21 protein-coding genes are annotated in these 26,157 nt (G+C 70.6%); 6 read left to right on the forward strand and 15 right to left on the reverse strand.

Translation table 11 applies throughout. The features are described 5' to 3' along the window. Positions 1–126: 126 nt before the first annotated feature. On the forward strand, positions 127–357 hold the full coding sequence (locus tag ACZ6AA_RS28970; RefSeq protein WP_030357361.1) for a DUF7455 domain-containing protein: 231 nt from the start codon (positions 127–129) through the stop codon (positions 355–357). 199 nt (positions 358–556) lie between these two features. Here ACZ6AA_RS28970 and ACZ6AA_RS28975 read toward each other — a convergent pair whose 3' ends face one another. From ACZ6AA_RS28975 to ACZ6AA_RS29005, 7 genes are all read right to left on the reverse strand, one after another. Continuing rightward, the gene (locus tag ACZ6AA_RS28975; protein ID WP_468456211.1) at positions 557–1,387 is read right to left on the reverse strand and encodes a S1 family peptidase; all 831 of its coding nucleotides are present in this window, start codon (positions 1,385–1,387) and stop codon (positions 557–559) included. Between the two features lie 140 nt (positions 1,388–1,527). Further along, entirely contained in the window at positions 1,528–3,075 is a 1,548-nt protein-coding gene (locus ACZ6AA_RS28980; RefSeq protein WP_468456213.1) for an RNA polymerase sigma factor, read from the reverse strand. 667 nt (positions 3,076–3,742) lie between these two features. Beyond that, positions 3,743–4,633: a FadR/GntR family transcriptional regulator gene (locus ACZ6AA_RS28985; protein ID WP_468456215.1), complete on the reverse strand. Its 891-nt coding sequence runs from the start codon at positions 4,631–4,633 to the stop codon at positions 3,743–3,745. Positions 4,634–4,795: 162 nt separating this feature from the next. Next, on the reverse strand, positions 4,796–6,985 hold the full coding sequence (locus ACZ6AA_RS28990; protein WP_471460751.1) for an ATP-binding cassette domain-containing protein: 2,190 nt from the start codon (positions 6,983–6,985) through the stop codon (positions 4,796–4,798). Positions 6,986–7,202: 217 nt separating this feature from the next. After that, complete coding sequence (locus ACZ6AA_RS28995; protein WP_468456218.1) at positions 7,203–7,964, reverse strand: NUDIX hydrolase; 762 nt, start codon at positions 7,962–7,964, stop codon at positions 7,203–7,205. 131 nt (positions 7,965–8,095) lie between these two features. After that, entirely contained in the window at positions 8,096–10,201 is a 2,106-nt protein-coding gene (locus ACZ6AA_RS29000) for a glycogen debranching N-terminal domain-containing protein (protein ID WP_468456220.1), read from the reverse strand. Between the two features lie 216 nt (positions 10,202–10,417). Beyond that, a complete protein-coding gene (locus tag ACZ6AA_RS29005) occupies positions 10,418–12,085 on the reverse strand; it encodes a DUF4192 domain-containing protein (RefSeq protein ID WP_471460752.1) in 1,668 nt (555 codons plus the stop codon). 133 nt (positions 12,086–12,218) lie between these two features. Here ACZ6AA_RS29005 and ACZ6AA_RS29010 point away from each other — a divergent pair, with 133 nt between their 5' ends. Continuing rightward, positions 12,219–14,405: a RecQ family ATP-dependent DNA helicase gene (locus ACZ6AA_RS29010; RefSeq protein WP_471460753.1), complete on the forward strand. Its 2,187-nt coding sequence runs from the start codon at positions 12,219–12,221 to the stop codon at positions 14,403–14,405. Positions 14,406–14,618: 213 nt separating this feature from the next. Then, entirely contained in the window at positions 14,619–15,254 is a 636-nt protein-coding gene (locus ACZ6AA_RS29015; protein WP_468456226.1) for a hypothetical protein, read from the forward strand. A gap of 352 nt (positions 15,255–15,606) precedes the next feature. Here the strand turns inward: ACZ6AA_RS29015 and ACZ6AA_RS29020 are convergent, their stop codons facing one another. The 3 genes from ACZ6AA_RS29020 to ACZ6AA_RS29030 all read right to left on the reverse strand — a co-directional run bounded on the left by ACZ6AA_RS29020 (position 15,607) and on the right by ACZ6AA_RS29030 (position 17,779). Further along, positions 15,607–16,278 (reverse strand): hypothetical protein, encoded by a 672-nt coding sequence (locus ACZ6AA_RS29020; RefSeq protein WP_468456228.1) that lies wholly within the window; start codon positions 16,276–16,278, stop codon positions 15,607–15,609. A 77-nt stretch (positions 16,279–16,355) separates the two neighbouring features. Next, the gene (locus ACZ6AA_RS29025; RefSeq protein WP_468456230.1) at positions 16,356–17,057 is read right to left on the reverse strand and encodes a ribonuclease HII; all 702 of its coding nucleotides are present in this window, start codon (positions 17,055–17,057) and stop codon (positions 16,356–16,358) included. Between the two features lie 107 nt (positions 17,058–17,164). Beyond that, positions 17,165–17,779, reverse strand: coding sequence for a TetR/AcrR family transcriptional regulator (locus tag ACZ6AA_RS29030; protein ID WP_471460754.1), 615 nt, complete (start codon positions 17,777–17,779; stop codon positions 17,165–17,167). Between the two features lie 126 nt (positions 17,780–17,905). Between ACZ6AA_RS29030 and ACZ6AA_RS29035 the strand changes: the two genes are divergently transcribed. Then, on the forward strand, positions 17,906–19,462 hold the full coding sequence (locus tag ACZ6AA_RS29035; RefSeq protein ID WP_468456234.1) for an MFS transporter: 1,557 nt from the start codon (positions 17,906–17,908) through the stop codon (positions 19,460–19,462). A 120-nt stretch (positions 19,463–19,582) separates the two neighbouring features. On the opposite strand, the gene ACZ6AA_RS29040 is transcribed toward ACZ6AA_RS29035, so the two are convergent. Genes ACZ6AA_RS29040 through ACZ6AA_RS29050 form a run of 3 tightly spaced genes read right to left on the reverse strand, consistent with a single transcriptional unit; the run spans position 19,583 to position 22,832 of the window. Further along, positions 19,583–20,515: an ADP-ribosylglycohydrolase family protein gene (locus tag ACZ6AA_RS29040; protein WP_468456236.1), complete on the reverse strand. Its 933-nt coding sequence runs from the start codon at positions 20,513–20,515 to the stop codon at positions 19,583–19,585. A 12-nt stretch (positions 20,516–20,527) separates the two neighbouring features. Then, positions 20,528–21,187, reverse strand: coding sequence for a histidine phosphatase family protein (locus ACZ6AA_RS29045; RefSeq protein ID WP_468456238.1), 660 nt, complete (start codon positions 21,185–21,187; stop codon positions 20,528–20,530). A gap of 34 nt (positions 21,188–21,221) precedes the next feature. Beyond that, a complete protein-coding gene (locus ACZ6AA_RS29050; RefSeq protein ID WP_471460755.1) occupies positions 21,222–22,832 on the reverse strand; it encodes an ABC-F family ATP-binding cassette domain-containing protein in 1,611 nt (536 codons plus the stop codon). Between the two features lie 213 nt (positions 22,833–23,045). Here ACZ6AA_RS29050 and ACZ6AA_RS29055 point away from each other — a divergent pair, with 213 nt between their 5' ends. Next, the gene (locus tag ACZ6AA_RS29055) at positions 23,046–23,678 is read left to right on the forward strand and encodes a TetR/AcrR family transcriptional regulator (protein WP_471460756.1); all 633 of its coding nucleotides are present in this window, start codon (positions 23,046–23,048) and stop codon (positions 23,676–23,678) included. A gap of 178 nt (positions 23,679–23,856) precedes the next feature. Here the strand turns inward: ACZ6AA_RS29055 and ACZ6AA_RS29060 are convergent, their stop codons facing one another. Beyond that, positions 23,857–24,462: a YdbC family protein gene (locus tag ACZ6AA_RS29060; RefSeq protein WP_471460757.1), complete on the reverse strand. Its 606-nt coding sequence runs from the start codon at positions 24,460–24,462 to the stop codon at positions 23,857–23,859. 33 nt (positions 24,463–24,495) lie between these two features. Next, positions 24,496–25,317 (reverse strand): arylamine N-acetyltransferase family protein, encoded by an 822-nt coding sequence (locus ACZ6AA_RS29065; RefSeq protein ID WP_471460758.1) that lies wholly within the window; start codon positions 25,315–25,317, stop codon positions 24,496–24,498. 121 nt (positions 25,318–25,438) lie between these two features. On the opposite strand from ACZ6AA_RS29065, the gene ACZ6AA_RS29070 reads away from it, so the two are divergent. Next, positions 25,439–25,966, forward strand: a complete 528-nt coding sequence (locus tag ACZ6AA_RS29070) for a TerD family protein (protein ID WP_468456247.1) — start codon at positions 25,439–25,441, stop codon at positions 25,964–25,966. Positions 25,967–26,157 lie beyond the last annotated feature (191 nt).

Here is a 26,157-nt window from a genome sequence, read left to right on the forward strand (position 1 = left end):
CGCCAACCGGCAGCAGACAGCCACCCCGAATGAAAAATTCGAGGAAAAGCCACGAGCGGGAACGTTTTCGGCCTGGTTGGATGTTGACCCTGGTACGACAGCTCGTCGAGCTAGAGAAGAGGCGACGTGACTACTGTTCTGACCCCCGCGAGCCCCCTGACGGCCGCTGACCGCTGCGACCGCTGCGGCGCCCAGGCGTACCTGCGCGTCGTCCTGTTGAGCGGCGGTGAACTGCTCTTCTGCGCCCACCACGGTCGCAAGTTCGAGCCGGAACTCAAGAAGATCGCCGCCGAGATACAGGATGAGACGGAGCGCCTGACCGCTGTGCCGGCCAGCTCATCCGAAGAGGAACGCTGAAGCCTCGCACGACGACGAGCGAGCGCCGGACCACCAGACCGGCGACCGGGCGGCTGCCCCTGTAACCCCAGGGGCAGCCGCCCGCTCACGTTCCTCGAGGCGCCCCACAGCCCGCGATCCCCGGCCGACCGGGTCCCGTGCCGCACCGGCGCCCAACGAGCCCGTGCGGGCCACCCAGCGCCCCGCACAGCCCGTTGGCTCACCGGTCCTGGCTCATCACCCGCACGACGTCCGAGATTCGCGTGTACACCCCCGGACTGCCCGCGCGGCCGCAGCCGTCCCCCCACGACACCAGCCCGATGAGCCGTCCCCGCGCGACCAGTGGCCCACCGCTGTCGCCCTGACAGGCGTCCCGGCCACCTTGAGGTTCGCCCGCACACAGCATGGACGCAGGCGTGTACGTGCCGTCAGCATTGCCGGGATACGCCTCCTCGCACACCTTGTCCGCGAGGACCGTCACATCGGCGGCACGCAGCGACCGCGCGTAGTCACCCCGCCCCGTGGTGTCACCCCAGCCATACACCTTGGCACTCGTGCCGGGGTCGTAGGCGGCGTCCCCGGCGCCCGCGGTCGCGATCACGTGGCTCTGCGGCAGCGGCTGCGACAGGGTCAGCACCGCGAAGTCACCGGCGTTGGTGTAGCTGTCGTAGCGCCGGTTGATCCGCACGCGGCTCACGGAGACCTCCCTGCCCGCGTTCGTGGCCAGGTCCTCACGGTCGGCGATGACCTTCAGGTCCGTCACCTCGCCGAGGGGCACACCGAGGACTTCCTCGCGCATGCAGTGTGCCGCGGTGAGAACTGTCGAGCGCGCGATCACGACACCGCCGCAGAACTGGCCCGACCGCGTACCCCCGAACCGGTCACGGCTCGCGAGGGCCACCGTCCACGGGCTGTCGGCCACCCGCACCGGCTGGCCTCCGATGATGACGCTGTCGGCCGCCGCGGGGGCCGTGGCGGCCAGGGGCAGCGCGGCTGCCGCGGCCCCCAGAACCAGCGCTGACGCCAGCGATCGGGCGATGGGACGACGCATGCGATCTCCTCACTCCGGGTTGCAATCGCACACCCAGAGTCAGCTACTGTCCCATGCCCCGCACGTGCGCCACGCGGGCAGGCGAAAGGCCCGGAGTCCCCTGTGGAACTCCGGGCCTTTCTGTGGCACTGTGCCGTGGCTCAGTCCAGGTAGTCGCGCAGGACCTGCGAGCGCGACGGGTGGCGCAGCTTCGACATCGTCTTCGATTCGATCTGGCGGATGCGCTCGCGCGTCACTCCGTAGACCTTGCCGATCTCGTCGAGGGTCTTCGGCTGACCGTCGGTGAGACCGAACCGCATGGAGACGACGCCCGCCTCGCGCTCGGACAGGGTGTCGAGCACGGAGTGGAGCTGCTCCTGGAGGAGCGTGAAGCTGACCGCGTCGGCCGGGACGACGGCTTCGGAGTCCTCGATGAGGTCACCGAACTCGCTGTCGCCGTCCTCGCCCAGCGGCGTGTGCAGGGAGATGGGCTCCCGGCCGTACTTCTGGACCTCGATGACCTTCTCCGGGGTCATGTCGAGTTCCTTGGCCAGCTCCTCCGGGGTGGGCTCGCGGCCCAGGTCCTGGAGCATCTGGCGCTGCACGCGCGCGAGCTTGTTGATGACCTCGACCATGTGCACCGGGATACGGATGGTGCGGGCCTGGTCGGCCATGGCGCGGGTGATGGCCTGACGGATCCACCAGGTGGCGTACGTGGAGAACTTGTAGCCCTTGGTGTAGTCGAACTTCTCGACCGCGCGGATCAGACCGAGGTTGCCCTCCTGGATGAGGTCCAGGAAGAGCATGCCGCGGCCGGTGTAGCGCTTGGCCAGGGAGACCACGAGGCGGAGGTTGGCCTCCAGGAGGTGGTTCTTGGCGCGGCGGCCGTCCTCGGCGATGATCTCCAGCTCGCGCTTGAGCTTCGGCGCGAGCTTGTCGGCGTTCGCCAGCTTGTCCTCGGCGAACAGACCGGCCTCGATGCGCTTGGCGAGCTCGACCTCCTGCTCGGCGTTGAGCAGGGGGACCTTGCCGATCTGCTTCAGGTAGTCCTTGACCGGGTCGGCAGTGGCGCCCGCGGCGGCGACCTGCTGTGCGGGCGCGTCGTCCTCGTCCTCGTCGGAGAGCACGAAGCCCTGCGCGCCCTCCTCCGCGGGCTCGCCCTCGCCCGGCTTGCCTGCGGCGGGCGTCTCCTCGGTGGCCTCCTCGTCCAGGAGCTCACCGGCTTCCTTCTTGGAGGTGGTCTTCTTGGCCGCCGTCTTCTTGGCGGTGGTCTTCTTGGCGACGGCCTTCTTGGCGGTCGTCTTCTTGGCAGCGGCCTTCTTGGCCGTACCGTCCTCGGCGGCTTCGGCGGTGACCGGCCTCTCGGGCGCGGCCGCGGAGGTGGCCGGCTTCGCCGTGGCGGTCTTGGCCGCGACCGTCTTGGTCGCGGTGCGCTTGGCCGGGCTCTTCGCTGCGACGCTCTTGCGGGGGCGCTTCGGCTCCGCGGCACTGACCATCAGCGTCACACCCTCTTCCTCGAGGATCTGGTTGAGGCTGCGCAGAACGTTCTTCCACTGAGTGGCCGGGATCTGGTCAGCTTCGAAGGCACGACGAACGTCGTCGCCGGCGATCTGCCCATCAGCCTTTCCCCGCTCGATGAGCGCCATGACAGAGACGGATTCGGCGATCTCCGGCGGGAGCGTACGGGATGTGCTGGCCGACACGAACAACCTCTCGGAACGTTGGAAAACGGCTTCCGGCCCCGTCCACTGTGGACCGGAGCCGACGACCGACGGCTGGGGATTTGGGCCGACGGCGCGGGCGGGACCGTGGAGCTCGGACAGCGCCGTGAACGACGGCTGTATTCCCTCCTCGGCTATCACCTCTTAGGTCATCGCGCTGTTCGTAGGAGCGTTACGCCCAATCTACGTGGCCCGAGTCACACCCCGTATGCGCTCAAAAGCAGCTAGATACGGTCAGAAGCGACGCGAGTTCCGTCATCCTCCAGTCGGATGCGTACGTCGGGGTCCTCGTGGACGCACATACGTCGGCACACTCACGGCCGCATCAACATTCCGCGACATGCATCAACATCCTTAGATGTGCGCCGGCGTCCTTGGGGTGCACGTCGGCATCCTTCTGTGTACGTCAGCGTCCTTCGACCCAGGCCATGCCGCCACCCGGGCCCACGGCCGCCGCCTGTCTACGTAGTCGCCGCCGTCCGCCTACGAAGTCATCGACTTCCCCGCCATGCCCCGTGTCATTCCCCGCCGCTGCCGCCGGACCCACCCTGCCCCTGACGGAGCGCGGGAGTCCGGCGACACAGGCGGCGGTGTCGGGGCAGCGAAACGATGCTGCGGGGCGAGGGCACGGGTTGCCGTGCTGACGCGGGAGGGGTCAGTGCTCGCGGGGAGCGGGCACCACGCGCTCCACTTCCGGGTGGACGGTGAGCAGCTGCCGCATGGCGGCTTCGGCGGCGGCTCCGTCCCCCGCGGCGAGAGCGTCGACGATCCGGGAGTGGTGCACCAGGGAGGCCTCGGTCGGGCGGTCACAGCCGGTGACGGGCCCTCCGGAGACGTGAAGTGCGGCGGAGACGATGCCGGAGAGGTGCTCCAGCATGCGGTTGCCCGCGACCTGGATGAGCAGCGAGTGGAACTCGGCGTCCGCGCGGGAGAAGGTGATCGAGTCACCCTGGGCCAGTGCGTGACCCATGATCTCCACCATGTCGGCGAGCCTCTGCTGCACCTCCTCGCGGCCGTGCCCGGCGGCGAGGCGGGCGGCCAGGGGTTCGATCGTCCAGCGCAGCTCGCTGAGTTCGCGCCGCTGGTCGTCACGCTGCGGGCCGAAGGCCCGCCATTCGATGATGTCCGGGTCGAGCAGGTTCCAGTCGCTGACCGGGCGGACGCGCGTGCCGACGTTCGGGCGGGCGCTGACGAGGCCTTTGGCCTCCAGTACGCGCAGTGATTCGCGGACGACGGTGCGGGAGACCTCGAACCGCTGGCCGATCTCCTCCGGGACCAGGGGCCGGTCGGCTCCGAGGTCTCCGGAGACGATCATCTGGCCGAGCTGCTGGACCAGTTGGCCATGCAGTCCGCGGCCGCGGTTGCCTGCGGCTCGTCGGCCCACGCGGCCCAGGTCCTGGTCCGCGCCGTCCCACACGGGGGCGACCACGCGGTCGGCGCCGGGAGCCTCCGCGTAGGGGTAGCGGTCGAGTTCGCCCGCCGGGCCGGCGAGGCCGGCGTCTGCGGAGCGGGCGGTGGTCATCATGGTGTGCGCAAGGGTACTCACGGATGAGTTGTCGGCTTGGCCCTCAAGTCCCTTGAGGTCTTTGGTGAAAAGCACACGAAAGGGTGATCGCTTACCTCGCTCCAATTGACGCGTTATCGGAAAGAAGTGGCCGCCTCCCGGAGAGTTGCGCGCAATGCGGGAATGAAAGGCAGCAGATTGCGGTCAGCCAGCCCTGTTTCGTGCCGCGGTGAGCAGATAAGCGCAGAGCAGCGCGGTGACCGACAACGCCAGTGCGCCACCGACGGGTTGGGCCACCATGCGGAATCCCCCGGCCAGATATCGCTCGACTCCGAAGGGCCATTCCACGAGTGCGAGCTGCCGCAATCTCCCTGGCAGGCCGACCGCCGATCGCACAGACGGACCCGCCAGCCCCTTTTGTACGAGGGGTACGACGACAATCGGAACGGCGACGACAGCGGCGAGCCCGGCGCTGGTGGACCGGAACACACCGGCGGCCAGAACCCCCGCCCAAGCGCAGCCGATCATGAAAGTGATCCAACTCGTACTCAAGGAAAGCCAGTCAGCGGGAACTTCGGTGAGCTCCGGTCCGTATACGAGGTGGAGCACGGCGGCGTCGCAGCCCACGGTGAGCGCGGCCAGGAGCAGGGCGGTGCCCGCGGCGACCACGAGTTTCGCAGCGAGGAGACCGAGACGGCGCGGGACGGTGCCTCGGTCCGTGGCTAGGGCGGGGTGGCGGAACTCCTCACCGAAGGCGAGTGCGCCCAGAAGCCCGGCGCCAAGGGCTGCGGGCGGCAACGGAAGTTCGGTGGGCCAGGCCGCGAGCAGCCGAGGCTGCGGTGTATGGCCGGTGCGGCCGAGGAAAACGCACAGCAGTGCGGATACGACGAGGACGGCGGCCACCGTGAGGTATCCGGTGCCGATTCCGGTGGCACGGCACAGTTCGTAGCGCAGGGGGCGCAGAGGGCCGCGAGCTGCGCGGACAGCGATGGGGGGCGGCAGGGGCGATGCGGGGGGTGTTGAGGGCTGGGGCGGGTATGGGTGCGGAGTCTGGGGCCGGGGCTCCATGGGTGCCGGTGGATCCGTCGCGGAGGTGGACGGCGGTGAGCCGCCGTCCAGCGGGCGGAGTGGGATGAGTCGGAGTGCGGGCTCGGCGGGACGTTCGGGCTCTTCCCTGGGTTCTCCCGTGAGCTCGTCCCGGGGCTCGGCTGCGGGCGACCCGGCTCGCACGGTGGGCTCCGCTTCTGCGCCCGGCTCCGTCGGAGGCTCATGCTCAGGCTCCGCCTCTGGCCCGCCAGGGCCGGTGTACTTCCTTTCCTCAGGCGGGAGTTGAGCCGTCGGCGCTGGATCCGGTGAGGTCGTGGACGGGAGGGTGACGCCCGGCGCGTGGGTGACGTCTGGCGGCACGGTGCCACCCTCGCGCGAGCCATGCGGGGGGCTCCCGGCGGATACGCCGGGCGCGCGCTCCGGCGCTGTCGCCTCCGGCTCCGCCTCTGGGATCCACCCAAAGCCCGCCGACGCCCCCGCGTCCCCGATCTCGTCCGCGAGGTGATGAACGAGAATGCCGTGCCGGAACGCGGTCTCGCCCACGTCCGCGCACGTGCTGCCGTACACCGAAAGCCTGTTGCCGCCCTCCTCCACCACCTCCACGGGCCTGCGGCGTGCGCGCGCCTCCTTGGTCAGGAGGGCAGCGAGGCGCACGGCGTGCGGCGTGCGGACGGCCACGCGGGGGCGCAGCCGGGTGCGAGCGAACTCCCCTGCCTCCTGGTCGGCAACGATGCGACCGGCTTCGAGCGTGACGACCCGGTCAGCGGTTCGCGCGGCCTCCTTGGAGTCGCTGGTGGCGCACAGGACAGTGCCGCCTCGGGCCGCGTGTGCCCGCAGAAAGCCGTGGAACCAGGCGCTCTCCCGGACCGAAAGCCCCTCGGCGGGACCGTCCAGGACGAGCGTGTGCGGGTCGGCGAGCAAGGCACAGGCCAGCGCGAGCCTGCGGTCCATGCCGCGTGAGAGGGTGCCGAGTGGCTGCTCGCGAAGGCTGACGAGCCCGACGGCCTCCAGCACGTCGTCAGCACGCTGCACGGGCACGCCGACGGCGGCGCAGAGCATCCGCAGATGGCCTCGCACAGAGCGGGCCGGGTGACCGGGGACTTCACCGAGCAGCACACCGACCTCCCGGGAGGGATGGGCGATGCGGTGCAGGGGACGACCTCTGAAGTAGGTGACCCCGCGGCCCTGTTGGAGTTCGAGCATCAACCTGAGCACCGTCGTCTTGCCCGCGCCGGGGGCGCCGAGCAGCGCGGTGACACGACCCGTACGCGCCTCGAAGGACACGTCGTCGACAGCGGTAGGGAGCTCCTTGCGACTCTTACTGGTCAGTCCGATGGCCTGGATCATCGCTTCTCTCGCGGGATGTGCGACCGCTCGGCGGCCGGGGCGAGTCCGCCGAATCGGGGACGGACGAACCCCGTGGGTACCGCAGCAAGATAACGCGACATTTCCGGCTTTTCGCTCAGGTCATGGATCGCGGGTGTCAACCGTGGTGCCTGAGGCGCCGAGTGGGTGCCCCCGAACACGCAGCCAGGAGCGGGCGCTACGTGATCGAAGGGTGTGCTCAGACGTCCGGTCGCAGCATCGGCGGGTTGAGGAGTGTGGCACCGCCCGCCCGGAAGAGCTGAGCCGGCCGGCCGCCCTGGCGCGTCGTCGTACCGCCGGTGGGGACGAGGAAGCCCGGCGTGCCTGTCACCTTGCGGTGGAAGTTGCGCGGGTCGAGCGCCACGCCCCACACGGCTTCGTAGACCCGGCGCAGTTCACCGACCGTGAACTCGGGCGGGCAGAACGCCGTGGCCAGGGAGGAGTATTCGATCTTCGAACGGGCGCGCTCCACCCCGTCGGAGAGGATCTGCGCGTGATCGAACGCGAGAGGCGTCGCCTGTTCGCCCTCACGGCCGTACCCGCCGTGGGCGAGCAGGGCGTCGACCGGTGCCCAGCGCGCGCTGTTCGCGTCGCCACCCGCCCTGGGCGCGGGCAGATCGGGTGCGAGCGCGAGGTGCGCGACGCTGACCACCCGCATGCGCGGATCGCGCTTCGGATCGCCGTAGGTCGCCAGCTGCTCCAAGTGCGCCCCATTGGCCTGAACCGGGCTGTCCGGATCATGGGCGCAGAGCCCCGTCTCCTCGATCAGCTCCCGCGCCGCCGCGGACGACAGGTCCTCATCGGGCCGCACGAACCCGCCGGGCAGTGCCCAACGCCCCTGGAACGGTGACTCACCGCGACGCACGGCCAGCGCGCACAGCGCGTGGCGACGCACGGTCAGCACGACCAGATCGACGGTGACAGCAAAGGGCGGGAAGGCCGACGGGTCGTAGGGCGACATGCCGCGATCATAGTCGTCTGCCTGACGATAAACACCTCCTACGTCATCTCCCGCACCATCTACTTCCGGCCCCGCTTCCTGGGATCCGCCCTCGTGACCCGCCACACCCTCCACACCGCCACCCAGCGCTCTCATACCCCCAACTGCAGCCGGTCGGCCGCTTCCTCGACCATGGCGAGCCCGAGCCTGCTCACCCGAACCGAGAACGGGGCTCCCGCGACCCGCAGCGCCGTCAGCCCGAGCTCGCCGAGCGGGGCGCTGCGGACGGGGTTCAGCGTCACCGTGCCCGCCGGGGCGTCCGGGCGAATACCGGCGAGCACGGTCAGGAGCTGCACCCCGGCCGCCGCGGTCATGGCCGCTGGGCGACATGCCGCCGGGTGCGGCAGCGGCGCCCCGCCCTCCGCGCGCTGCTCGCTCGCGTACATCTCGGGGAGCCGGTGGCCGAAGGTCTCGGCCGCGGCGAGCACTCCGCGCAGCAGCGACCCCGCTTCCTTCTCGTAGCCCGCAGCAGCCAGTCCCGCGACCGCGACGGCCGTCTCGTGCACGCGCACCGCCCCACTCCGGTGCCCGAACGGGTTGTACGCGGCCTCCTTCACGCCCATGCTCCGCAGTCCCCAGCCCGAGTCCATGGCCGGGCCGCCGAACAGCCTGGCCACCTGCTCCGTCTGCACCTTGTCGAGCAAGCCGGGCGCGAGCGTCCCGGACCCGAGCAGTCCTGTGTCCAGGAGGTGGGCCGCGCTCCCGGTGAGGTACGCGACCAGTCGGCCGTCCGGCAACCGCGCCGCCGCAGGCCTGCCGCCCGCCCGGTCCGCCGCCCAGAACTCCTTCCGGAACCGGGCGCGCAACCGCCCCGCCCACTCCCGCAGCTCGCCGCCGCCCGCGCGCCCATGGGCATCGAGCAGGTCGGCGCCGAGCAGCGCCGCACGGTGGGCGTGGGCCTGCGTCTCGCAGCGGGCAGGGCCGCCGGGGTGGGGGTCCTGGAGGAAATCGCTGTCGTCGACGGCACTGAGGAGCCACCGCAGGCACCTCTCCGCGGGCGGCAGCAGCTCCTCCACGTCCGCCTCCGGTGTCCCCCAGCGCCAGGCCTCGGCCAGGACCACGGGGAACAGGAGCGTGGCTTCGATGCCCGTGCAGCCTGGAGGAAGCAGGGGGCCCGCATTGCGCATCGGCCCGGGGATCATGCCTGCCCTCTGTCCCGGTGCGCCGATCTGGCTGCGGGCGAGGGTGCGCAGAGTGCCGACGGCGAGCCTGGTGCCGAGCGGCAGGGCCATCCGGGCCGCCATGAGCGCTTCGGCAGGGGCGAGGCCGCAGCGCCAGGGCGCCCCGGCCGCCACGTACACATCGGTGGGATGCGTCGGGTCCCGCAGCAGCAACGCCCGAAGATCCGCCGTGGAGGTCTCCAGGAGTCGCCCCACCGTCGGCTCGTCGCCGACCGCCCGGGCAGGGGACAGCGGGCTGCTCGCGCCGTGCCCCACCGGCCGCACCGGCCCACCGCCGTCCGGGCGGACCCGCAGCTCCACGCTCTGGCTGCCTCCGGGCGGCAGCTGCACTTCCCAGCGGAGCAGCCCGGCGGAGGCCAGCGCGTCCTTGGGCGCCGGGACGGCGGTGACCACACAGTGCCCCTTCCCCGAGGACCAGCGCATACCGGAGTCGTGCACGCTGGCCGGCAGTTCCGGGCCTGCTCTGCCCGAGGCGACCGCGCCCAGTTCCGCGAGGTCCGTGCCGAGTGACACCTCGACGGGCAGCCTGAGGGGACGGCTGGCCGCGCTGTGCAGCGTGATCCGCTCCGTGCCGTCGGCGTGCCGAGTCCGCTCCACGACGACGTCCGGGTCCGGACCACCTTCGGTGGACGGCAGGACGGTGGCCACGAAGCGGGCGCTGTCGGCCGAGAGCATCCGTGCCTGCACGGCGACCGGTTCCCGTCCGGCCACCCGTACTTGGCAGCGTGACAGCATGCGCCGGCCCGAGCGGTAGAACCCTTCGAGCCCACGTCCGTTCAGTTGCCCTTGGTCCGTGGAGACGGCCAACGCGGGCAGCGCGACACAGACCAGCGAGGCATGCACGGGTGGCAGCGCGCCGGGGCGACGCGAAACGGGAGCGGGAGCCTGTCCGGCGGGTGGGCGCCGGGCAGCCGGGGTGGGCAGGCGGATGTTGCTGTCCTGCCCGCCGTCGGATCTCTTGGGCCTGCCGGAGAGACCGGACAGGCCGGAGGCAGGAGACGGGGCGGGAACGTGCATGGGGCGGCCTCTTCTGCGTTGTCTGCGCTGTGGAGACTCGGTCGCGGTGCAGCGGCGCGACCCGGACGTGGGTACCGCCACTCAGGTGAACGGGCCTGGGCCGCCCCAAGTCACGCACGCGCCTCAGGAAGCCGCCCATACGGCGGCGCACTGCCGCGACGGCCGCCGCGGCTGGCGCCCGTACAGGTCGCCGCCCGCGGCGCCCGTCTCCCGTGTTCACCTGCCGTTCCTCGTGTCACGCCGGGCCGAGGGCCGCCGATGCCGCGGCCCCGTCCCCGCGCCACCGCCCAGGCGTGCCCCACGGGTGGCGGAGCGGGGAGCACGGCGGCGGGCAGGGGACGTGGAGCTGACGCCCGCGTCGGCCCTGGGTTCGGCTCCCGCCGCGGCTTCGGAACCCGCGTCAGCACCAGCCGTGGCTGAAGCAGCGGCGACAGGAGCCGAGAGAGACGCGCCAGCGGGGGCCGGAGCGGATGCGCTCAACCGATCTGCATCTGCTGGAAGTTCGGGAATCTCCTCGAGGCCAGCGGCACGATCGGCACCGGGTCCGTCGAGGGCATCGGCGCCGTCCGCAACCGCCCCCACCGAGCCGATCGGGGCCACCAGGTCGATGGGTCCCTCCGGGCCGATCGGGATCTCGGGGTCGTCAGACTCGCGCTCGGCCCGCTCGCCGCGCAGGATGCGGCGAATCGGCTCCGGGTCTTCGTCCGCACCGCAGGCGGGGTAGAGCAGTAGCGCGAAGGTGTAGTGCGGGTCGGCCTTCAGGGCCATGGTCAACGCCTCCTGGCCCTCGATGAGGTCACCCAAGGACCAGGCGACCCAACCGGCCAAGGCCAACGGCGCCGCCGCGTGCTCGTAGAAGGGACCGACGCAGCGGCGTGCGAGTGCCCGCCAGAGCCTGAGGGCGGGCTTCGCTTCCGCGCCCTCCATCCACTCCGCCGCCCGGTCCCGGGTCGTGCGGTCCTGGATGCCGAGGATCAGAGCGGCGGCCTCGTCATGGGCCAACAACTCGTCGTCCTGGAGGTCCGCGGCCAGCGGGTCGCCCTTCGGGGGTGCCTCGGCGAGACGAGCCATCACGCGGCGGGCGAGGTCGATCGTCTCGTCGGAGACTTCATCGTGGCCTCCCTCGTCCAGGATCCTGGGCACGAGCGCCATGGCCGCCCCGTGCAGTGCGCTCTCCTGAGCGGCCGCGGCGTCGGTCCGCCACGGTGTGAGTCGCGCCCGCAGTTTCCCCTGGTCGAGACCCACCAGGCGTCCCGAATACGCGGTGGCCGCCGCGAGGACCGATGTGCCCGCGGGAAGCAGCCGCGTACCCTCCGCCGGGCAGCACTGCTGGTCAGGGCAGCAGTACGTCCAGAAGCGCCCGTCCGAGATGCAGACGACCTCCAGGACCGGGACGTCGAGGCTGCCGCAGGCGGTACGCAGCGCCTGGGCCAGCGGCCGGAGGCGCTCCACGACCTGCCTCCCGGAATCCGCGGAGGCGACTCCCCCAGCCGCTCCCTGCCCGGACTGCCCGGAGGTGTCCCCCGCGGACCCTCCCGGCTCCTGGCAGAGGAAGGCGACAACGCCGTCCGGTCGGGCCTCGCGCCGTTCGCAGCCGCTCACAAGGCACTGTGCGAGTTGCTCCGCGACAGCCGGCCAGTCCTCCGCACGCGCCGGAATGCCGAGGCGTGCTCGTCCGCCGAACCGTCCCCTGCGGCCGTGCAGCGCGATGAGGACGACGCTGTTCTCAGGCCTGAAACCGAGCAGGTACGGCAAGGCGTCGGCCAGTTCGGCGGGAGTGCGCAGGGTGACCACGGACTCGGCGACGGGGTCCGTTCCTGGATCTTCGATGGGGCTTTCGGCCGGGTCTTCCATCGGGCCGACTGACTCGCTGTGATTCGTCATGCGCCGACTCTGCACCGGATCCTGCCATTCCGGTTGACCCTGTGGATAACCATGATCAGGGGCACTTCAAGAGTTATCCACAGACTGGCGGACTCGTTCGCCCGATGTCGTACCCATCAGGTTGCATGGAGCCATGAGCAACGAAGATCTGCGCACGGCGGCCGACACCGTCCTCGCCCGCCTTGTCGGCGGCCCCTCCCCCGATTCCAGCGGGGCGCCGCCGGACGGACCTCGGCTGCGCGAGGACCAGTGGCGCGCGATCGAGGCGCTGGTCGCCGAGAAGCGCCGAGCGCTCGTCGTGCAGCGGACGGGCTGGGGCAAGTCCGCCGTGTACTTCGTCGCGACGGCGCTGCTGCGGGAGCGGGGCAGCGGTCCCACCGTGATCGTCTCTCCGCTGCTCGCGCTCATGCGGAATCAGGTGGAGTCGGCCGAGCGCGCCGGCATCCGCGCCCGCACGATCAACTCGTCCAACACGGAGGAGTGGGACACCATCCAGGCCGAGGTGGCGGCAGGCGAGGTGGACGTCCTGCTGGTGAGCCCGGAGCGGCTCAACAACCCGGACTTCCGCGATCAGGTACTGCCGAAGCTGGCCGCCGCGACGGGCCTGCTCGTGGTCGACGAAGCCCACTGCATCTCCGACTGGGGACACGACTTCCGGCCCGACTACCGCAGGCTGCGCACCATGCTGGCCGACCTTCCGCCCGGTGTCCCGGTCCTGGCCACGACGGCGACGGCCAACGCCCGCGTGACGGCCGATGTCGCCGACCAGCTCGGCACCGGCGGCGGGTCGGACGCCCTCGTCCTGCGCGGCGCGCTGGACCGGGAGAGCCTGAGCCTCGCCGTGCTCCAACTGCCCAACGCGGCGCACCGGCTGGCGTGGCTGGCCGACCACCTCGACGAGCTGCCGGGCTCCGGGATCATCTACACCCTCACGGTGGCCGCGGCCGAGGAAGTGACGGCGTACCTGCGCCATCGCGGGCACACCGTCACCTCGTACACCGGCAAGACGGAGAACGCGGACCGGCAGCAGGCCGAGGAAGATCTGCTCGCCAACCGGGTCAAGGCACTCGTCGCCACCTCCGCGCTGGGGATGGGCTTCGACAAGCCGGACCTCGGTTTCGTCGTCCACCTCGGCTCGCCGTCCTCACCGATCGCCTACTACCAGCAGGTGGGCCGAGCGGGCCGCGGCGTCGCCCACGCGGAAGTCCTGCTGCTGCCGGGCAAGGAGGACACGGCGATCTGGAACTACTTCGCCTCGCTCGCCTTCCCGCCGGAGGAACAGGTGCGGCGCACGCTGGACGTGCTGGCGCAAGCGGACCGCCCCCTGTCGCTTCCGGCCCTTGAGCCTCTCGTCGAGCTGCGCAGGTCACGCCTCGAGACGATGCTCAAGGTCCTCGACGTCGACGGCGCGGTCCGGCGTGTCAAGGGAGGCTGGATCTCCACGGGCAGGCCATGGACGTACGACACCGAGCGCTACGCCTGGGTGGCCAAGCAGCGACAGGCGGAGCAGCAGGCCATGCGGGAGTACGCGACGACGACCGGCTGCCGCATGGAGTTCCTGCGGCGCCAGCTCGACGACGAGGAGGCCGCGCCGTGCGGGCGCTGCGACAACTGCGCGGGCGGGAGGTTCAGCGACAACGTGTCCTCCGCGGCACTGGAGACGGCACGCGGCGAGCTCGCTCGCCCGGGTGTCGAGGTCGAGCCGAGGAAGATGTGGCCCACGGGTCTGGCAGCCGTGGGGATGGCGTTGAAGGGACGCATCCCCGCCGGCGAGCTGGCCGCCCCCGGGCGGGCCCTTGGCCGGCTCTCGGACATCGGCTGGGGCAACCGGCTGCGTCCGATGCTCGCGCCCCAGGCTCCGGACGGGCCAGTTCCGGACGATGTGGCGAAGGCCGTCGTGGAAGTGCTGGCCGACTGGGCGAAGGGGCCGGGCGGCTGGGCCTCGGGAAGCTCCGACGCGGGGCCGCGCCCGGTGGGAGTGGTGACCATGGCATCGCGCTCGAAGCCACAGCTGATCCAGTCCCTGGGCGCGCGGATCGCAGAGATCGGGCGCCTGCCGCTGCTCGGCTCCCTGGAGTACGTCGACGGGGCGGAGGCCACGCATGTGCCGAGGAGCAACAGCGCCCAGCGGCTGCGAGCCCTGGACGGGACGCTGACCGTGCCGCCCGCGCTGGCCTCGGCCCTCCAGGAGGCGGACGGGCCCGTGCTCCTGGTGGACGACTCGACGGAGACCGGCTGGACGCTCGCTGTGGGAGCGCGCATGCTGCGGCGGGCCGGAGCCAAGGGGGTGTTGCCGCTGGTCCTGGCTGTACAGGGGTGAAGCGGGCTTGGGCGAGGGACGCTCTGGGCAGGGATATGCGAGACGTATCACCGGATACGGGGCGACGGCTTCAATTGCTCGTTGCCGCAAGCCAGTACGACGGGAAGAATTGGAAGCGCTCCCGCGCGGCTCCCGTGGTCCAGTAGGGCTCTGCCGCGGTGCGCCCCAGTCCGACGCCGCCCTCTGCAGGGGCGTGTAGCCGAAGGGAGGATCGTGACCTTCGGATTCACTCCGTCCACAGCGGCATCGACGTCGGATTCATCGGCCGCCGCCGCGATACCTGACCCCGCTGAGTCACCCACCCGCCTGCTCGAGCCCGCCGAGTGGTCGGCCGCCGAGATCCCGCTGCTGCGGAGCCCTCGCGAGGTCGTCAGTGATCTGCACGCCCGGCACCGGCCCACTCCGGCCACGGCGGTCGTCGCCGTCCTCGACCAGGAGGAGCGGGTCAGGGCGTCCGCGTCGTTCGCGAGGCGATCGAGTGTGGCCGATGGTTGGGTGTTCCGCAATGCCCTGCTCGCGCAGCTGCGCCGGGTCATCCCGCACGATCTCCGCCGCCGCACTCCGGTGCGTACGGCCGTGTTGCTCTACTGCCGGGACGGGGACGGGCTGTGGACGCAGGAGGACGGCGCGTGGATGTGGGGGCTGCGGGACGCGTGCACGCTGCACGGGTTGCGCTGCGGGGCGTACATCACGCTGACCCGGGAGGGCTGGCAGGTGCTCGGCGAAGGCCGCGCGGGCCGTCGGCCGAGCGCCGGTTCGCGTCCTGAGGACCTCGCCGAGGTCGAGACGCCTCCGCCGCGCATGGGTGGCGTGGCATCGGAGTTGTTACGTCGCGTCGCCGCACGCTGAGACGTCGTAGGGTCCGGGCCGCCCCGAGGTGGGACGGATAGGTGCCGCCGGACGCGCCTCGGACCGAGCACCACCGCTGCATGCACCCATGCACCCATGCACCCATGCACCCATGCACCCATGCACCCGCCGCAGGGAACCCATGCAGGCATCAGCCGACACCAAGCACCAAGCACCAAGCACCAAGCACCAAGCACCAAGCACCAAGCACCAACGACAGCACACGCGGCGCGTCGGCCTCACGCTTCACATGCGCGTGCGGCGTCGAGCCACGCGGGTGGTCGCGGTCACGTGCGAGAGGGCGCGTGGCGCCGCGGCGCGAGGCCGCGGCGTGGCCCGCCGGGCGGGAGCGTCAGACGCCCGCGCCCAGCATCGCGTTGATCCGCTGCGGGTCGCCGCAGACGACCAGCAGGGTTCCGGCCCGGGTGAGCGCCGTCGGCAGGGCCGCGACGGCGACCTCTTCGCTGCCGCCGTTCAGGGCCACGACGACCACGGGACGAGCCGAGGCACGGGGCAGGGCAGCGGCGTCGGCGTAGAAGACGTCGTCGCCCGCGTCGTGCTGGGCCCAGTAGGCGTCGTCGCCGAAGGACAGCTCGTGCGTCGCCCACGGGTGCGGTTCGCCGGTGGTGATCACCAGGACGTCACCCGGGGCGCGGCCCGAGTCGAGCAGCAGGTCGACGGCTTCCTCGGCGGCGTCCAGCGCGCCCTCGGCCGAGGCCGGGATCAGCTGGATCTGCGGGAGCGCCGCGGAGGTGTCGACGGCGGAAGTTTCGGGGGCGGTCGGAGCCGTGGGCTCCGCCGTGGGGGCCAGGGCGGTGGGCCCGGGCTTGGCGGCCGGTTCGCGCGTCGCGCGCTGCGCGGGCGGCGTCGGCCGTGCGGGACCCGGACGTCCGGGCCGCGGCGGCGCCGCGGGACGCGGGCCGGGTACGGGGCGGGGGGTCGGCGCGGTACGGCTGCTGGCCGGCGTGGCGCGGGGACCCTGGGCACTCTCGTGAATCTGAGGCTCCTCGGGAATGAGAGGCATGCGTTGTTGTCTATCAAACGCCGATGCGACACGCGTCGGCGGGTGGCACATGAGTGCGACCGGAACTGCGGAAAACATCAGAAGTCAAAGCCGAGCTGGCCCTCGATTTCCGGAACGTTTCCCTCCGCCCAGCTGCGGGCTTTCTTGAGATGCCGCCACTGGGGCAGCGCATCAAGATACGCCCACGTAAGCCGGTGGTAGGGGGTGGGCCCCCGTTCCGCCAGCGCGGCCTTGTGCACCGGCGACGGATAACCGGCGTTGGCCGCAAAACCGAAGTCTGCATGTTCGATGCCCAGTTCGGCCATCATTTTGTCGCGCCGAACCTTGGCGATCACCGACGCGGCCGCGACGGCCACGCAGGACTGGTCACCCTTGATGACCGTACGGACCCGCCACGGCGCCCCGAGGTAGTCGTGCTTCCCATCGAGGATGACCGCCTCCGGACGGACCGGCAGGGCCTCCAGGGCCCGGACGGCGGCCAGCCGCAGCGCGGCCGTCATGCCCAGGTCGTCGATCTCCTCGTGCGAGGCGTGACCGAGGGCGTGCGCCGTGACCCAGCCCTCCAACTCGTCGGCGAGCTCCGTGCGCCGCTTGGGGCTGATCAGCTTGGAGTCGGTGAGCCCTGCGGGCGGCCTGCGCAGTCCCGTCACCGCCGCACAGACGGTGACCGGTCCCGCCCACGCCCCGCGTCCGACTTCGTCGACACCGGCGACGATCTTCGCTCCGGTGGTGGCGCGCAGGGAGCGCTCGACAGTGTGGGTGGGTGCTTCGTACGGCATGGCGCCAGACAGCGTACGCCGCCGATGACCACTCGCGACACCCCGGTTCGCCAAGCCCTCCCCGGTTTCACGTCGGCGCCCCGCGCGTGCGCCTCGGCCGCCCCGCACTACACACGCAGCATCGGCACCATGACCTGGTCGATCAAGCTGATGAATTCCTCGTCCGTCCATTCGCTCCCGCACACTTTGGAGCGATACATCATCATCGCCGGAATCACATCGCAGACGAATGGGTCCGTCGCTCCGGAACGCACCTCTCCGCGCTCCATTCCGCGCCGCATGACCTCTCTGATGAGTTCCACACTCGGCTCGATGACACCCTCGACGATCACCGCATGGAAGCGCTCCGCGGTTGCCGTGTCGCACTCGTGAAGAACGGCCATGAGGGCATAGCCGGGGCGTGACGTCATGGCCGTACGCATCTGCCGACAGAGCTGCAGCAGGTCCTCCCGGACGCTTCCATGATCCGGAACGCCCACAAGGTCCGGCAGCCCGGCCTGCAGGGCGTCGACGACGAGGTCCTCCTTGGACGGCCAGCGCCGGTACACCGCGGCCTTGCCCGTCTGGGCACCCGCAGCCACGCCCTCCATCGTCAGCCCGCTCCAGCCGACCGTACTGAGCTGCTCCAGCGCGGACTCGAGAATCGCGCGCTCCAGCACGGGGCCTCGGCGGCGCGAGGAGACCGCCCGCGCGGAGGCAGCCGTCCAACGCGAAGTAACCATCTACACATCTCCGTTGAGCAATCAAGGCAGTTCCAGTGAACGCTTGCGTTCACTGTCAGGGTTTCACTACCGTAGGCCGCGACAGTGAACGTCTACGTTCACTAACGCACTTGTGGGGGACCCATAGTGACAACCTCTCAGTTAAGTAAAGATCAGAAGCCAGGTGCGGCCCGCCGAGAAGGTCGCCCTGGTGTGGCGCTCACCATCATCGCCGCCTGTCAACTCATGGTGGTCCTGGACGCGACGATTGTGAACATCGCGCTCCCGCACATTCAGGACGCGCTCAAGTTCTCTACGACGGACCTCACTTGGGTCGTGAGTGCGTACACCCTCACCTTCGGCGGCCTGCTGCTTCTCGGTGGCCGCGCAGGTGACATCCTCGGTCGCCGCCGAGTCTTCATGACCGGCATCCTGCTCTTCACGCTCGCCTCGCTGCTCGGCGGATTCGCCCAGGAGCCCTGGCAGTTGCTGGCGGCCCGCGCCCTGCAGGGTGTCGGTGGCGCGATCGCGTCGCCCACCTCGCTCGCGTTGATCACGACCACGTTCCCCGAGGGTCCCGAACGGAATCGCGCGTTCGGTGTCTTCGCGGCCGTCTCGGCGGGTGGTGGCGCGATCGGTCTGCTGGCGGGCGGCATGCTCACCGAGTGGCTGGACTGGCGCTGGGTGCTGTTCGTGAACGTGCCCATCGGCGTGCTGATCGCCTTCCTCACCCCGCTCTACATCAGTGAGTCCGAGCGCCATCCCGGTCGCTTCGACTTCGTGGGCGCGCTGACCTCGACCGCCGGTATGGCCGCGCTCGTGTACGGCTTCATCCGGGCGTCCGAGGACGGCTGGAGCGACGCCCTCACCCTGGGGTCGTTCGGCGCGGCGGTCGTGCTGCTCGTCGCCTTCGTCCTCATCGAGAGCCGGGCGAAGGAACCGATCACACCACTGAGGATGTTCGCCGACCGCAACCGGTCGGGCACCTACGTGATCATGCTCAGCCTGGCCGCCGCCATGTTCGGCATGTTCTTCTTCATCGTGCTCTTCGTCCAGAACGTGTTGAGCTACACCCCCATCGAAGCCGGTCTCGCCTTCCTGCCCGTGACGGTCGCGATCGTGATCGGTGCGGGGCTCTCCCAGCGGTTCCTGCCGGTTCTCGGACCCAAACCGTTCATGGTGACCGGCTCCGCCATCGTTGCCCTGGGCCTGGGGTGGCAGACGTTCGTCACTCCGGACAGTTCGTACGTCAGCGGGGTCCTCGGGCCGATGGTCCTGTTCGGCTTCGGCATGGGGCTGAACTTCGTGACGCTGACGCTGACCGCGGTGTCGGGCGTCGCGGTGCACGAGGCGGGCGCCGCGTCCGGACTGCTCAACGCGACGCAGCAGGTGGGCGGTTCGCTGGGCCTGTCCATCCTGACGACGGTCTTCGGTACGGCGAGCCGGAACGAGGCCAAGGATCAGATGCCGGACTTCGTGGCGAAGGCCTCCCCGGAGCAGAAGGCCGAGTTCGCCAAGTCGGGAGAGCTTCCCGCTCCCTGGGGCCACGAGGTGCTGTCCACCGGCATCTCCACGGCCTTCCTGCCAGCCGTCGGCATGGCCGTACTCGCCCTGATCACGGCCTTGCTGGTGATCCGAGTACGCAAGAGCGACCTGGACGCACTCTCCGGTACGGCGAGCGCGGCAGGTCCAGCGGGGGGCTGACGAGGGCCGTGTGTGCCGGGCCGTTCGCGACGGCGAGACCGGCCCGGCACACACGAGGTCAACCCTCAGGGACCGCTCACGCATGTCCTCAGCGTACGAATCGCAGGCCTTCCTCGGCCCTCAGGCAGCAGCCACCGGCACCCAAGCGGGCAACGGCTCGGTCCGCTCCAGCCAAGCGGCCGGGGGCGCCCCACCAGCGTCAGCTCCGGCACCAGTTCCAGCTCCCGCGGCGACGACCCCACCCACAATCGCGCAAGTGGTGTCCATGTCACCGCCCACCCGCACGGTCGCCCAGAAGCCGGCTTCGTAGTCGCCAAGCGCCCGTGCCGCGGACCACAGCGCGAACGGCACCGTGTCATGCGCCGTCGTACGACGTCCGCACCCCAGCACCGCCGCCACCGTCCCGGCATCGCCGTAGTCGAGCATGTCCCGGGCCCTGCGCAGCCCGGCACCCACAGCGCTGCGGGGCACGAGGTCGATGACCCCGTCGAGCAGCGCCTTGGGAGCCGGCGGCCCCGCGGGGTCGGCGGCCAGTGCCGCCGCGGCGGCCACCGCCATGGCTCCTACGACGGCCTCGCGGTGCTGGTGGGTCGGGTACGCCGAGATCTCCGCCTGGTGGGTCGCCTGCTCCGGGTCGTCGGCGTACCAGGCGCCGAGCGGAGCGATCCGCATGGACGCGCCGTTGCCCCAGGACCCCTGCCCCTTAAACAGAGCGGAGGCGAGCTCCCGCCAGTCCCCGCCGTCCCGGACCCGGCCGAGCAGCTGGTCCACGGCGGGGCCGTACCCCCGCTCGGTGTGGTGGTGCTCGGCGAAGGAACGGGCCAGCTCGTCCTGGTCGATCCTGCCGTGGGCGGCGAGGACGGACAGCACGGAGCAGGCCATCTCGGTGTCATCGGTCCAGGGCCAGGGGCCGTCGGGCAGCTCGCGCCGCTTGAGCAGTGGGTAGTGCGCGGGCGTGAAGAACTGGGAGCCCAGCGCGTCTCCCACCGCAAGACCACGCAGGCTGGCGAGGGCGCGGTCCAGGCGCTGGTCTGGAGAGAGGTCAGCGGTCATCGCTCTGTCACTCTATCCGGTGATGCCGTACGGCTCCGGCTCACGCCAGCGCTCAAACGGCCGGTCGAGTGTGTACTTGCCGTCCTCGCCGAGCAGCAGCGTCCGTGTCTCGCCGTTGCCAGGGTTGGACAGCGACTCGAACTCCGCCACCGACCAGTGGAACCAGCGCATGCAGAACAGCCGCATGGTCAGCCCATGAGTCACCAGGAGGACGTTCGGCGGATGGTCAGGGGCCTCGAAGCTGCGGTACAGGCTTTCCAGGAAGGAGCCGACGCGGTCGTAGACGTCGGCACCGGACTCACCCTGGGCGAAGCGGTAGAAGAAGTGGCCGTAGGCGTCGCGGTAGGCCTTCTGGAGCTTGACGTCGTCTCTGTCCTGCCAGTTCCCCCAGTCCTGTTCTCGCAGTCGCGGCTCTTCCCGCACCCGCACCCTGTCGGGGTCGAGGCGCAGGGCCCGGAAGGTCTCGTGGGTGCGGCGGTACGGCGAGACGTACACGCTCACCCGCTCCTGGCCGAACAGCTCCCGCAGGTGTTTCCCGGTCTCCTCCGCCTGGCGCCACCCGGTCTCGGTGAGTGCCAGGGCATGGTCGGGCTCGCGTTCGTACACGGTGTCGTCGGCGTTGCCGGCCGACTCGCCGTGCCTGACGAGGACGATGCGCCGCGGTCGTGCCATGGGTCGACCCTAGATCGGCGGCACCCCGTGCGGGTCAGGAGGGTAGCCGTCCGGACTCCATCCGGCGTATTCGCCCGGTGAAGCGGCCGCGCAGGAGCCGGTCGTGCGAGACGACCACGAGGGCTCCCGTCCACCGCTCAAGGGCTTCCTCCAGTTCCTCCACGAGGGCGAGCGCCAGGTGGTTGCCCGGCTCGTCGAGCAGGAGCAGGTCCGCGGGTCTGGCGAGCAGCCGGGCCAGGGCGAGCCTGCGACGCTGTCCGGCGGAGAGCGAGCCGACGGGGATGTGGAGGTCGCGGGGGTGGAACAGGCCGTAGGAGAGCAGTAGTTCGGTCTTTTCTTCGGCCGTGAGCGGCAGGCCTTTCCCGAAGGTGTCGAGCACGCGCTCCGCCGGTCGGTGCACCGGGATCTCCTGGGCGAGGTACCCGATGCGGCCCCGGCGGACGACGGAGCCCTCGTCCGGTTCGAGCACGCCCGCCATGGTGCGCAGCAGAGTGGTCTTGCCCGCGCCGTTGCCACCGTGGATGAGGAGCCGCTCGCCCGCTGACACCGTGAGCTCCGGGACGGACAGCCGGTCCCCGACCCGCACGTCCCGCAGTGTCACCAGATCTCCGTCCACAGCACCGGCCTCCGGGCGGGCGTCGAAGCGCAGTGGCTCGGGCGGCTTGGGCACCGGGTGGTCATGCAGTCGGCGCAGTCTTTCCTGCGCGTTGCGCACGCGCCCGGCGACGGAGGCCTGTACACGGCCACCCGCGCGGTCGTACGCCATCTTGTTGTTGTCCTTCATGCCCCGGCCGCCCGCCACCGCGTGTGCCGTGGTCGCCGCGAACTCCTCCAGCCGTCGGGTCTCCTCGCACCACTCCGCGTAGGCCTGCTCCCAGCGCCTTCGCGATGCCGCACGCTCGGCCAGCAGGCCCTGGTAGCCGCCCCCGTACCGCACGACCGCGCGGCGGGCCTCGTCCACTTCGAGGATCGCGGTGGCCACGCGCTCCAGGAAGGTCCGGTCGTGCGAGACCGCGACAACCGTGCCGTGGTGCGCCAGCAGGGAGGTCTCCAACCAGTCGAGGGCGGTCTCGTCGAGATGGTTGGTCGGCTCGTCCAGGAACATCACTTCCGGGGCAGCGGCGATGAGGCAGGCCAGGCCGAGGCGGGCCTGCTCGCCTCCCGAGAGGCTGCTCAGCTCCCGCTCGCGGCTTATGTGGGCGAGTCCGAGGCCGTTCATGGCCTTGTCGACGCGGGCGTCGCCTTCGTACCCGCCGCGCAGCTCGAAGGCCGTGAGCAGGTCGCCGTACTCGCTGAGCACCGCCTCGGATGCCACGCCGAGGCCCTCCTCCAGCTCACGCAACCGTCGCTCCATGGAGCGCAGTTCGGCCAGGGCCGCGTCGATCGCGTCCCCCACGCAACGATCCCCCGGCAGTTGCGGCGTCTGCGCGAGGAACCCCGCACCGCCCGCCGCGACCGTGATCACATCACCGGAGTCCGGCTGGTCGCGTCCAGCCAGGAGGCGCAGCAACGTCGACTTCCCCGCCCCGTTCTCGCCCACGATCCCGATCCGCTCGCCGGGCCGGACCGTGAAGGAGACGTCGCCGAGCAGGAGGCGTTCACCCCTGGCCTTCGTCACGCCACGTACTGAGATTTGTGTAGGCATGGGCACCCCCGTTTCCGTACATGCCACGTCCGCGCACCGCGAGCAAACGCAACGCTTGTCGCATTACGATGAGTGTGACACAGTCGCCCTCACTAATGCAACAGCTGTAGCAGTTGAGTGCGGCCATACCGGAATGGCCGCAAAGGCAGCCCGGCGCAGATGGCTGGGCAGATGGCTTGCCTGTTGGCTGGACAGACGAAGCGAAGGACCGAGATGACGAACGAGGGCGTTCACGCCGACGAGCACCCGGCACCCGGCACTCGCCGCCCCGGCGGCCGCACCGCCCGCACCCGCGCGGCGGTCCGCGACGCGGTCCTGAGCGGGCTCAGCGACCACGGCTACCCAGGCCTGACGATCGAGTACGTCGCCGAGCACTCCGGCGTGCACAAGACCACGCTGTACCGGCGCTGGGGCGGCTTGGAGGGCCTGGTGGCCGACGCGCTCGACCTGGCGGGCGAGGACACGTGGACCCCGCCGGACACCGGCAGCCTGGAAGGTGATCTGCGCGCGCTCGCGCATGAGGTCGCCGACGCGTTCGCCGACGAATCGAAGGCCGCGGCGCCGACCGCCTTCATCGCCGCCTCGTTCCAGTCCCCACGCGCCGCCGACGCCCTGCGAGCCTTCTACGCCGAGCGGTTCTCCCGCTGCGAGGCCGTGGTCGCACGGGCCGTGGAGCGGGGCGAGGCGGACCGGGAAACCGACGCGGCGGCACTTGTGCGCGCCGTCTCCGCTCCGCTGATGCTCCGCCTGTTCGTCACACGGGAGCCGATCGACGGGGCGCTCGCCGACCAGTCCGCGGATGCGGCGCTCGCGGCAACGCGCGCGGGGGCATTCACGAGGCGCTGACTACGGGCTGGCTGCGGCGAAGGGCCTACACAGGGCCGCCTTCAAGCGAACGCCCCCAGACAGCCCTCCACCGCAGCCTCAGCCCCGCCCCCGGCACCAGCACCAGCACCAGCACCAGCACCAGCACCAGCACCAGCACCAGCACCAGCCTTGCTACGGCACCAGCCGCCTCACACCGTCACACCGTCCACGAAGGTTCCAACTGCACGACGTCCCCCTCGATCGCCGCCACATCCACCTCCGTCTGCGCTCGCAGCGCGAGCCGTTCCACCCGTTCCACGCGGTACTTCCCGTGCTCGGCGGCCGACTGCCACATGGAGAGGACCAGGAACTCATGACCCGGGGACTCTCCGAAGAGCCCTCGGACCATGCCGGGAGAGCCCGCCATGGCGGGGTTCCAGACCTTCTCCTGCATCAGCGCGAAGTTCTCCACCCGCGCCTCATGAACGCGACAGTGCGCCACCCGCACCACATCCGCGTCCGTGAAGCGGGGCTCGAACCCCGTCTTCACGTCGAAGCGGTGGTCGAAGAGCTTGGCCTGCAGGTTCTTGTACGTGCCCACCTGCGCCGAGGCCAGCCGGTCGTGCGAGCGGGCCATGAAGGAGTCGTAGAAGGCGCGGCTCTCCCAGAACGCGAAGACATGCGCCACATCCGGTCGACCGCGACTCCATCCTCCGCCCTGTCCCCGGAACCCCGGCTCCCCCAGAAGCCCCGCCCACTTTCGCTGCGCCCGCTCGAAACCCCGGCGGTCCACCACGGTGCAGCGAATCCACTTGACCAGCACCGCGCCATCGTACGGCGCGGCGCGTGGCCAGGGTCACGCTCCGGCGTAGTGCACCCGGATCAGCTCCGCGAACTCGTCGTCCCCCAGCTCGATGCCGAACTCCCGCACGAGCGTGCCCCGCAACTCGCTTACAGGTACGTCGCGTTCATCACGGGAGCCGCCGGGGCGCGTGAGCGTCAATTGCGCGCCGATCAGTCGGCGTCGCACCTCGGGGGCGGCCTGTTGCAGCACCGGGCGCCGGATGAAGGGAGACTTGGGATGAGTTGAGGTGTAGTGGTTCATCACTACGTAGTCGACGGTCAAACACCGGGTAGTGGCGTACGCATAGAGGTCGAACCAGCCGTCGGAGTTCTGGGTGCGAAGGACCCGCACCCCTTCCTCCTCGCTCTCGATGCCGAACCGCCACTCTCCTTGTCGTACTTCGACGCCCGCGCGCATCGGGATGGGTTCGAGCAGCCCGTCGGCACCGAACCCGACATCGCAGTGCCACTGTTCACCGTCCGCCTCGACGTCCAGGAGCATGTGCGTCACCGCGCGCGTGGTGGACGCTCCGGCCCTGACCCGGGCGCCGAGTCCCCTGACCGAGAAGCCGATGCGCTCCAGGGCCGCGGCGAACAGCAGGTTCTGTTCGTAGCAGTAGCCGCCGCGCCGCCGGTGCACCATTTTGTCCTGCAGTGCCGCCAGGTCCAGCAGAACCGGTCGGCCGAGCATGATCTCCAGATTCTCGAAGGGGATCGAGGCCACGTGCCCGCGGTGGAGCGCGCGCAGCGTCTCCAGGTCCGGCTTCGCCTCGCCCTCGTACCCGATCCTGGCCAAGTAGGCCTCGACGTCCAGTTCTTCCCCGTTCCATGTCATGCACTCAATGATCGCCAGTGCCGCCCCGAGCGCAAACCGGATGGTTCGTGGCCCCGATGTCAGTGGCAGGCTTTAGCGTGTTCCGTAGCACTGACAACGCACCAAGCACGAGGGGGAGTTCGTGAGCAGCATCCGGAAGGGGCTCAAGAAGGTCGAGGTCGGGCTGAAGTGGGACCCGAGCCCCACCGGGGCGTCGCCCCACGACCTGGACATAGTGGCCGCGACGTACACCGCCGATGCCCCCCAGGGCCGACCGGCCTACCTGGTGCACTTCGACAGCCGCTCCCCCGACGGCACGATCACGCTCAGCCGGGACAGCAAGACCGGCCAGGGATTCGGGTTCGACGAGGTCATGGTCCTGGAGCTGGAGCGGCTGTCCGAGCGGTACACACGCGTGATCGTCGGAGTGGCCATACAGCAGCATCCGGAGGGGCGGGTCTTCGGTGACGTGGCGAACGCCTCGGTCCGCGTCCGGGAGGGGTACACCGACCTGGCGCAGCACGACTTCGCCGAGGTCGCCGGTTCCACGGCCGCCGTGATCGCTGAGTTCTCCCGGGACCCGGGCGGGCAGTGGGCGTTCCGCGAACTGCTCCGCGGCTTCGACACGGACCTCACGGCCTTCGCCGCCGAAATGGGCAGTGTGCACTGACCCGCCCCCCGCTTGCCGTGGGCTCCCGTCCATGAGTGGTCCGGAAACCCGCAGCACCGGGGAGACCTGAGACCGGGGAACAGTGAGGGGGGGGGGGGGGGGGGGGGGGGGCAGCCCCCCCCCCCCCCCCCCCCCCCCCCCCCCCCCCCCCCCAACGCAAAAAAAAACCCACCCCCCCCCTCCCCCTTCCA

The organism is Streptomyces sp. NPDC040610, from assembly GCF_055594065.1.

What these genes read in the sequence shown, in the direction of transcription:
- ACZ6AA_RS29065 (WP_471460758.1), bottom strand. Translation starts at nt 25,317, where the DNA reads ATGACATGGAACGGGGAAGAACTGGACGTCGAGGCCTACTTGGCCAGG.
- ACZ6AA_RS29050 (WP_471460755.1), bottom strand. Translation starts at nt 22,832, where the DNA reads ATGCCTACACAAATCTCAGTACGTGGCGTGACGAAGGCCAGGGGTGAA.
- ACZ6AA_RS28995 (WP_468456218.1), bottom strand. Translation starts at nt 7,964, where the DNA reads ATGTCGCCCTACGACCCGTCGGCCTTCCCGCCCTTTGCTGTCACCGTC.
- ACZ6AA_RS29030 (WP_471460754.1), bottom strand. Translation starts at nt 17,779, where the DNA reads ATGGTTACTTCGCGTTGGACGGCTGCCTCCGCGCGGGCGGTCTCCTCG.
- ACZ6AA_RS29055 (WP_471460756.1), top strand. Translation starts at nt 23,046, where the DNA reads ATGACGAACGAGGGCGTTCACGCCGACGAGCACCCGGCACCCGGCACT.
- ACZ6AA_RS29020 (WP_468456228.1), bottom strand. Translation starts at nt 16,278, where the DNA reads ATGCCTCTCATTCCCGAGGAGCCTCAGATTCACGAGAGTGCCCAGGGT.
- ACZ6AA_RS29005 (WP_471460752.1), bottom strand. Translation starts at nt 12,085, where the DNA reads ATGACGAATCACAGCGAGTCAGTCGGCCCGATGGAAGACCCGGCCGAA.
- ACZ6AA_RS29000 (WP_468456220.1), bottom strand. Translation starts at nt 10,201, where the DNA reads ATGCACGTTCCCGCCCCGTCTCCTGCCTCCGGCCTGTCCGGTCTCTCC.
- ACZ6AA_RS29040 (WP_468456236.1), bottom strand. Translation starts at nt 20,515, where the DNA reads ATGACCGCTGACCTCTCTCCAGACCAGCGCCTGGACCGCGCCCTCGCC.
- ACZ6AA_RS29010 (WP_471460753.1), top strand. Translation starts at nt 12,219, where the DNA reads ATGAGCAACGAAGATCTGCGCACGGCGGCCGACACCGTCCTCGCCCGC.
- ACZ6AA_RS29045 (WP_468456238.1), bottom strand. Translation starts at nt 21,187, where the DNA reads ATGGCACGACCGCGGCGCATCGTCCTCGTCAGGCACGGCGAGTCGGCC.
- ACZ6AA_RS28990 (WP_471460751.1), bottom strand. Translation starts at nt 6,985, where the DNA reads ATGATCCAGGCCATCGGACTGACCAGTAAGAGTCGCAAGGAGCTCCCT.
- ACZ6AA_RS28975 (WP_468456211.1), bottom strand. Translation starts at nt 1,387, where the DNA reads ATGCGTCGTCCCATCGCCCGATCGCTGGCGTCAGCGCTGGTTCTGGGG.
- ACZ6AA_RS29025 (WP_468456230.1), bottom strand. Translation starts at nt 17,057, where the DNA reads ATGCCGTACGAAGCACCCACCCACACTGTCGAGCGCTCCCTGCGCGCC.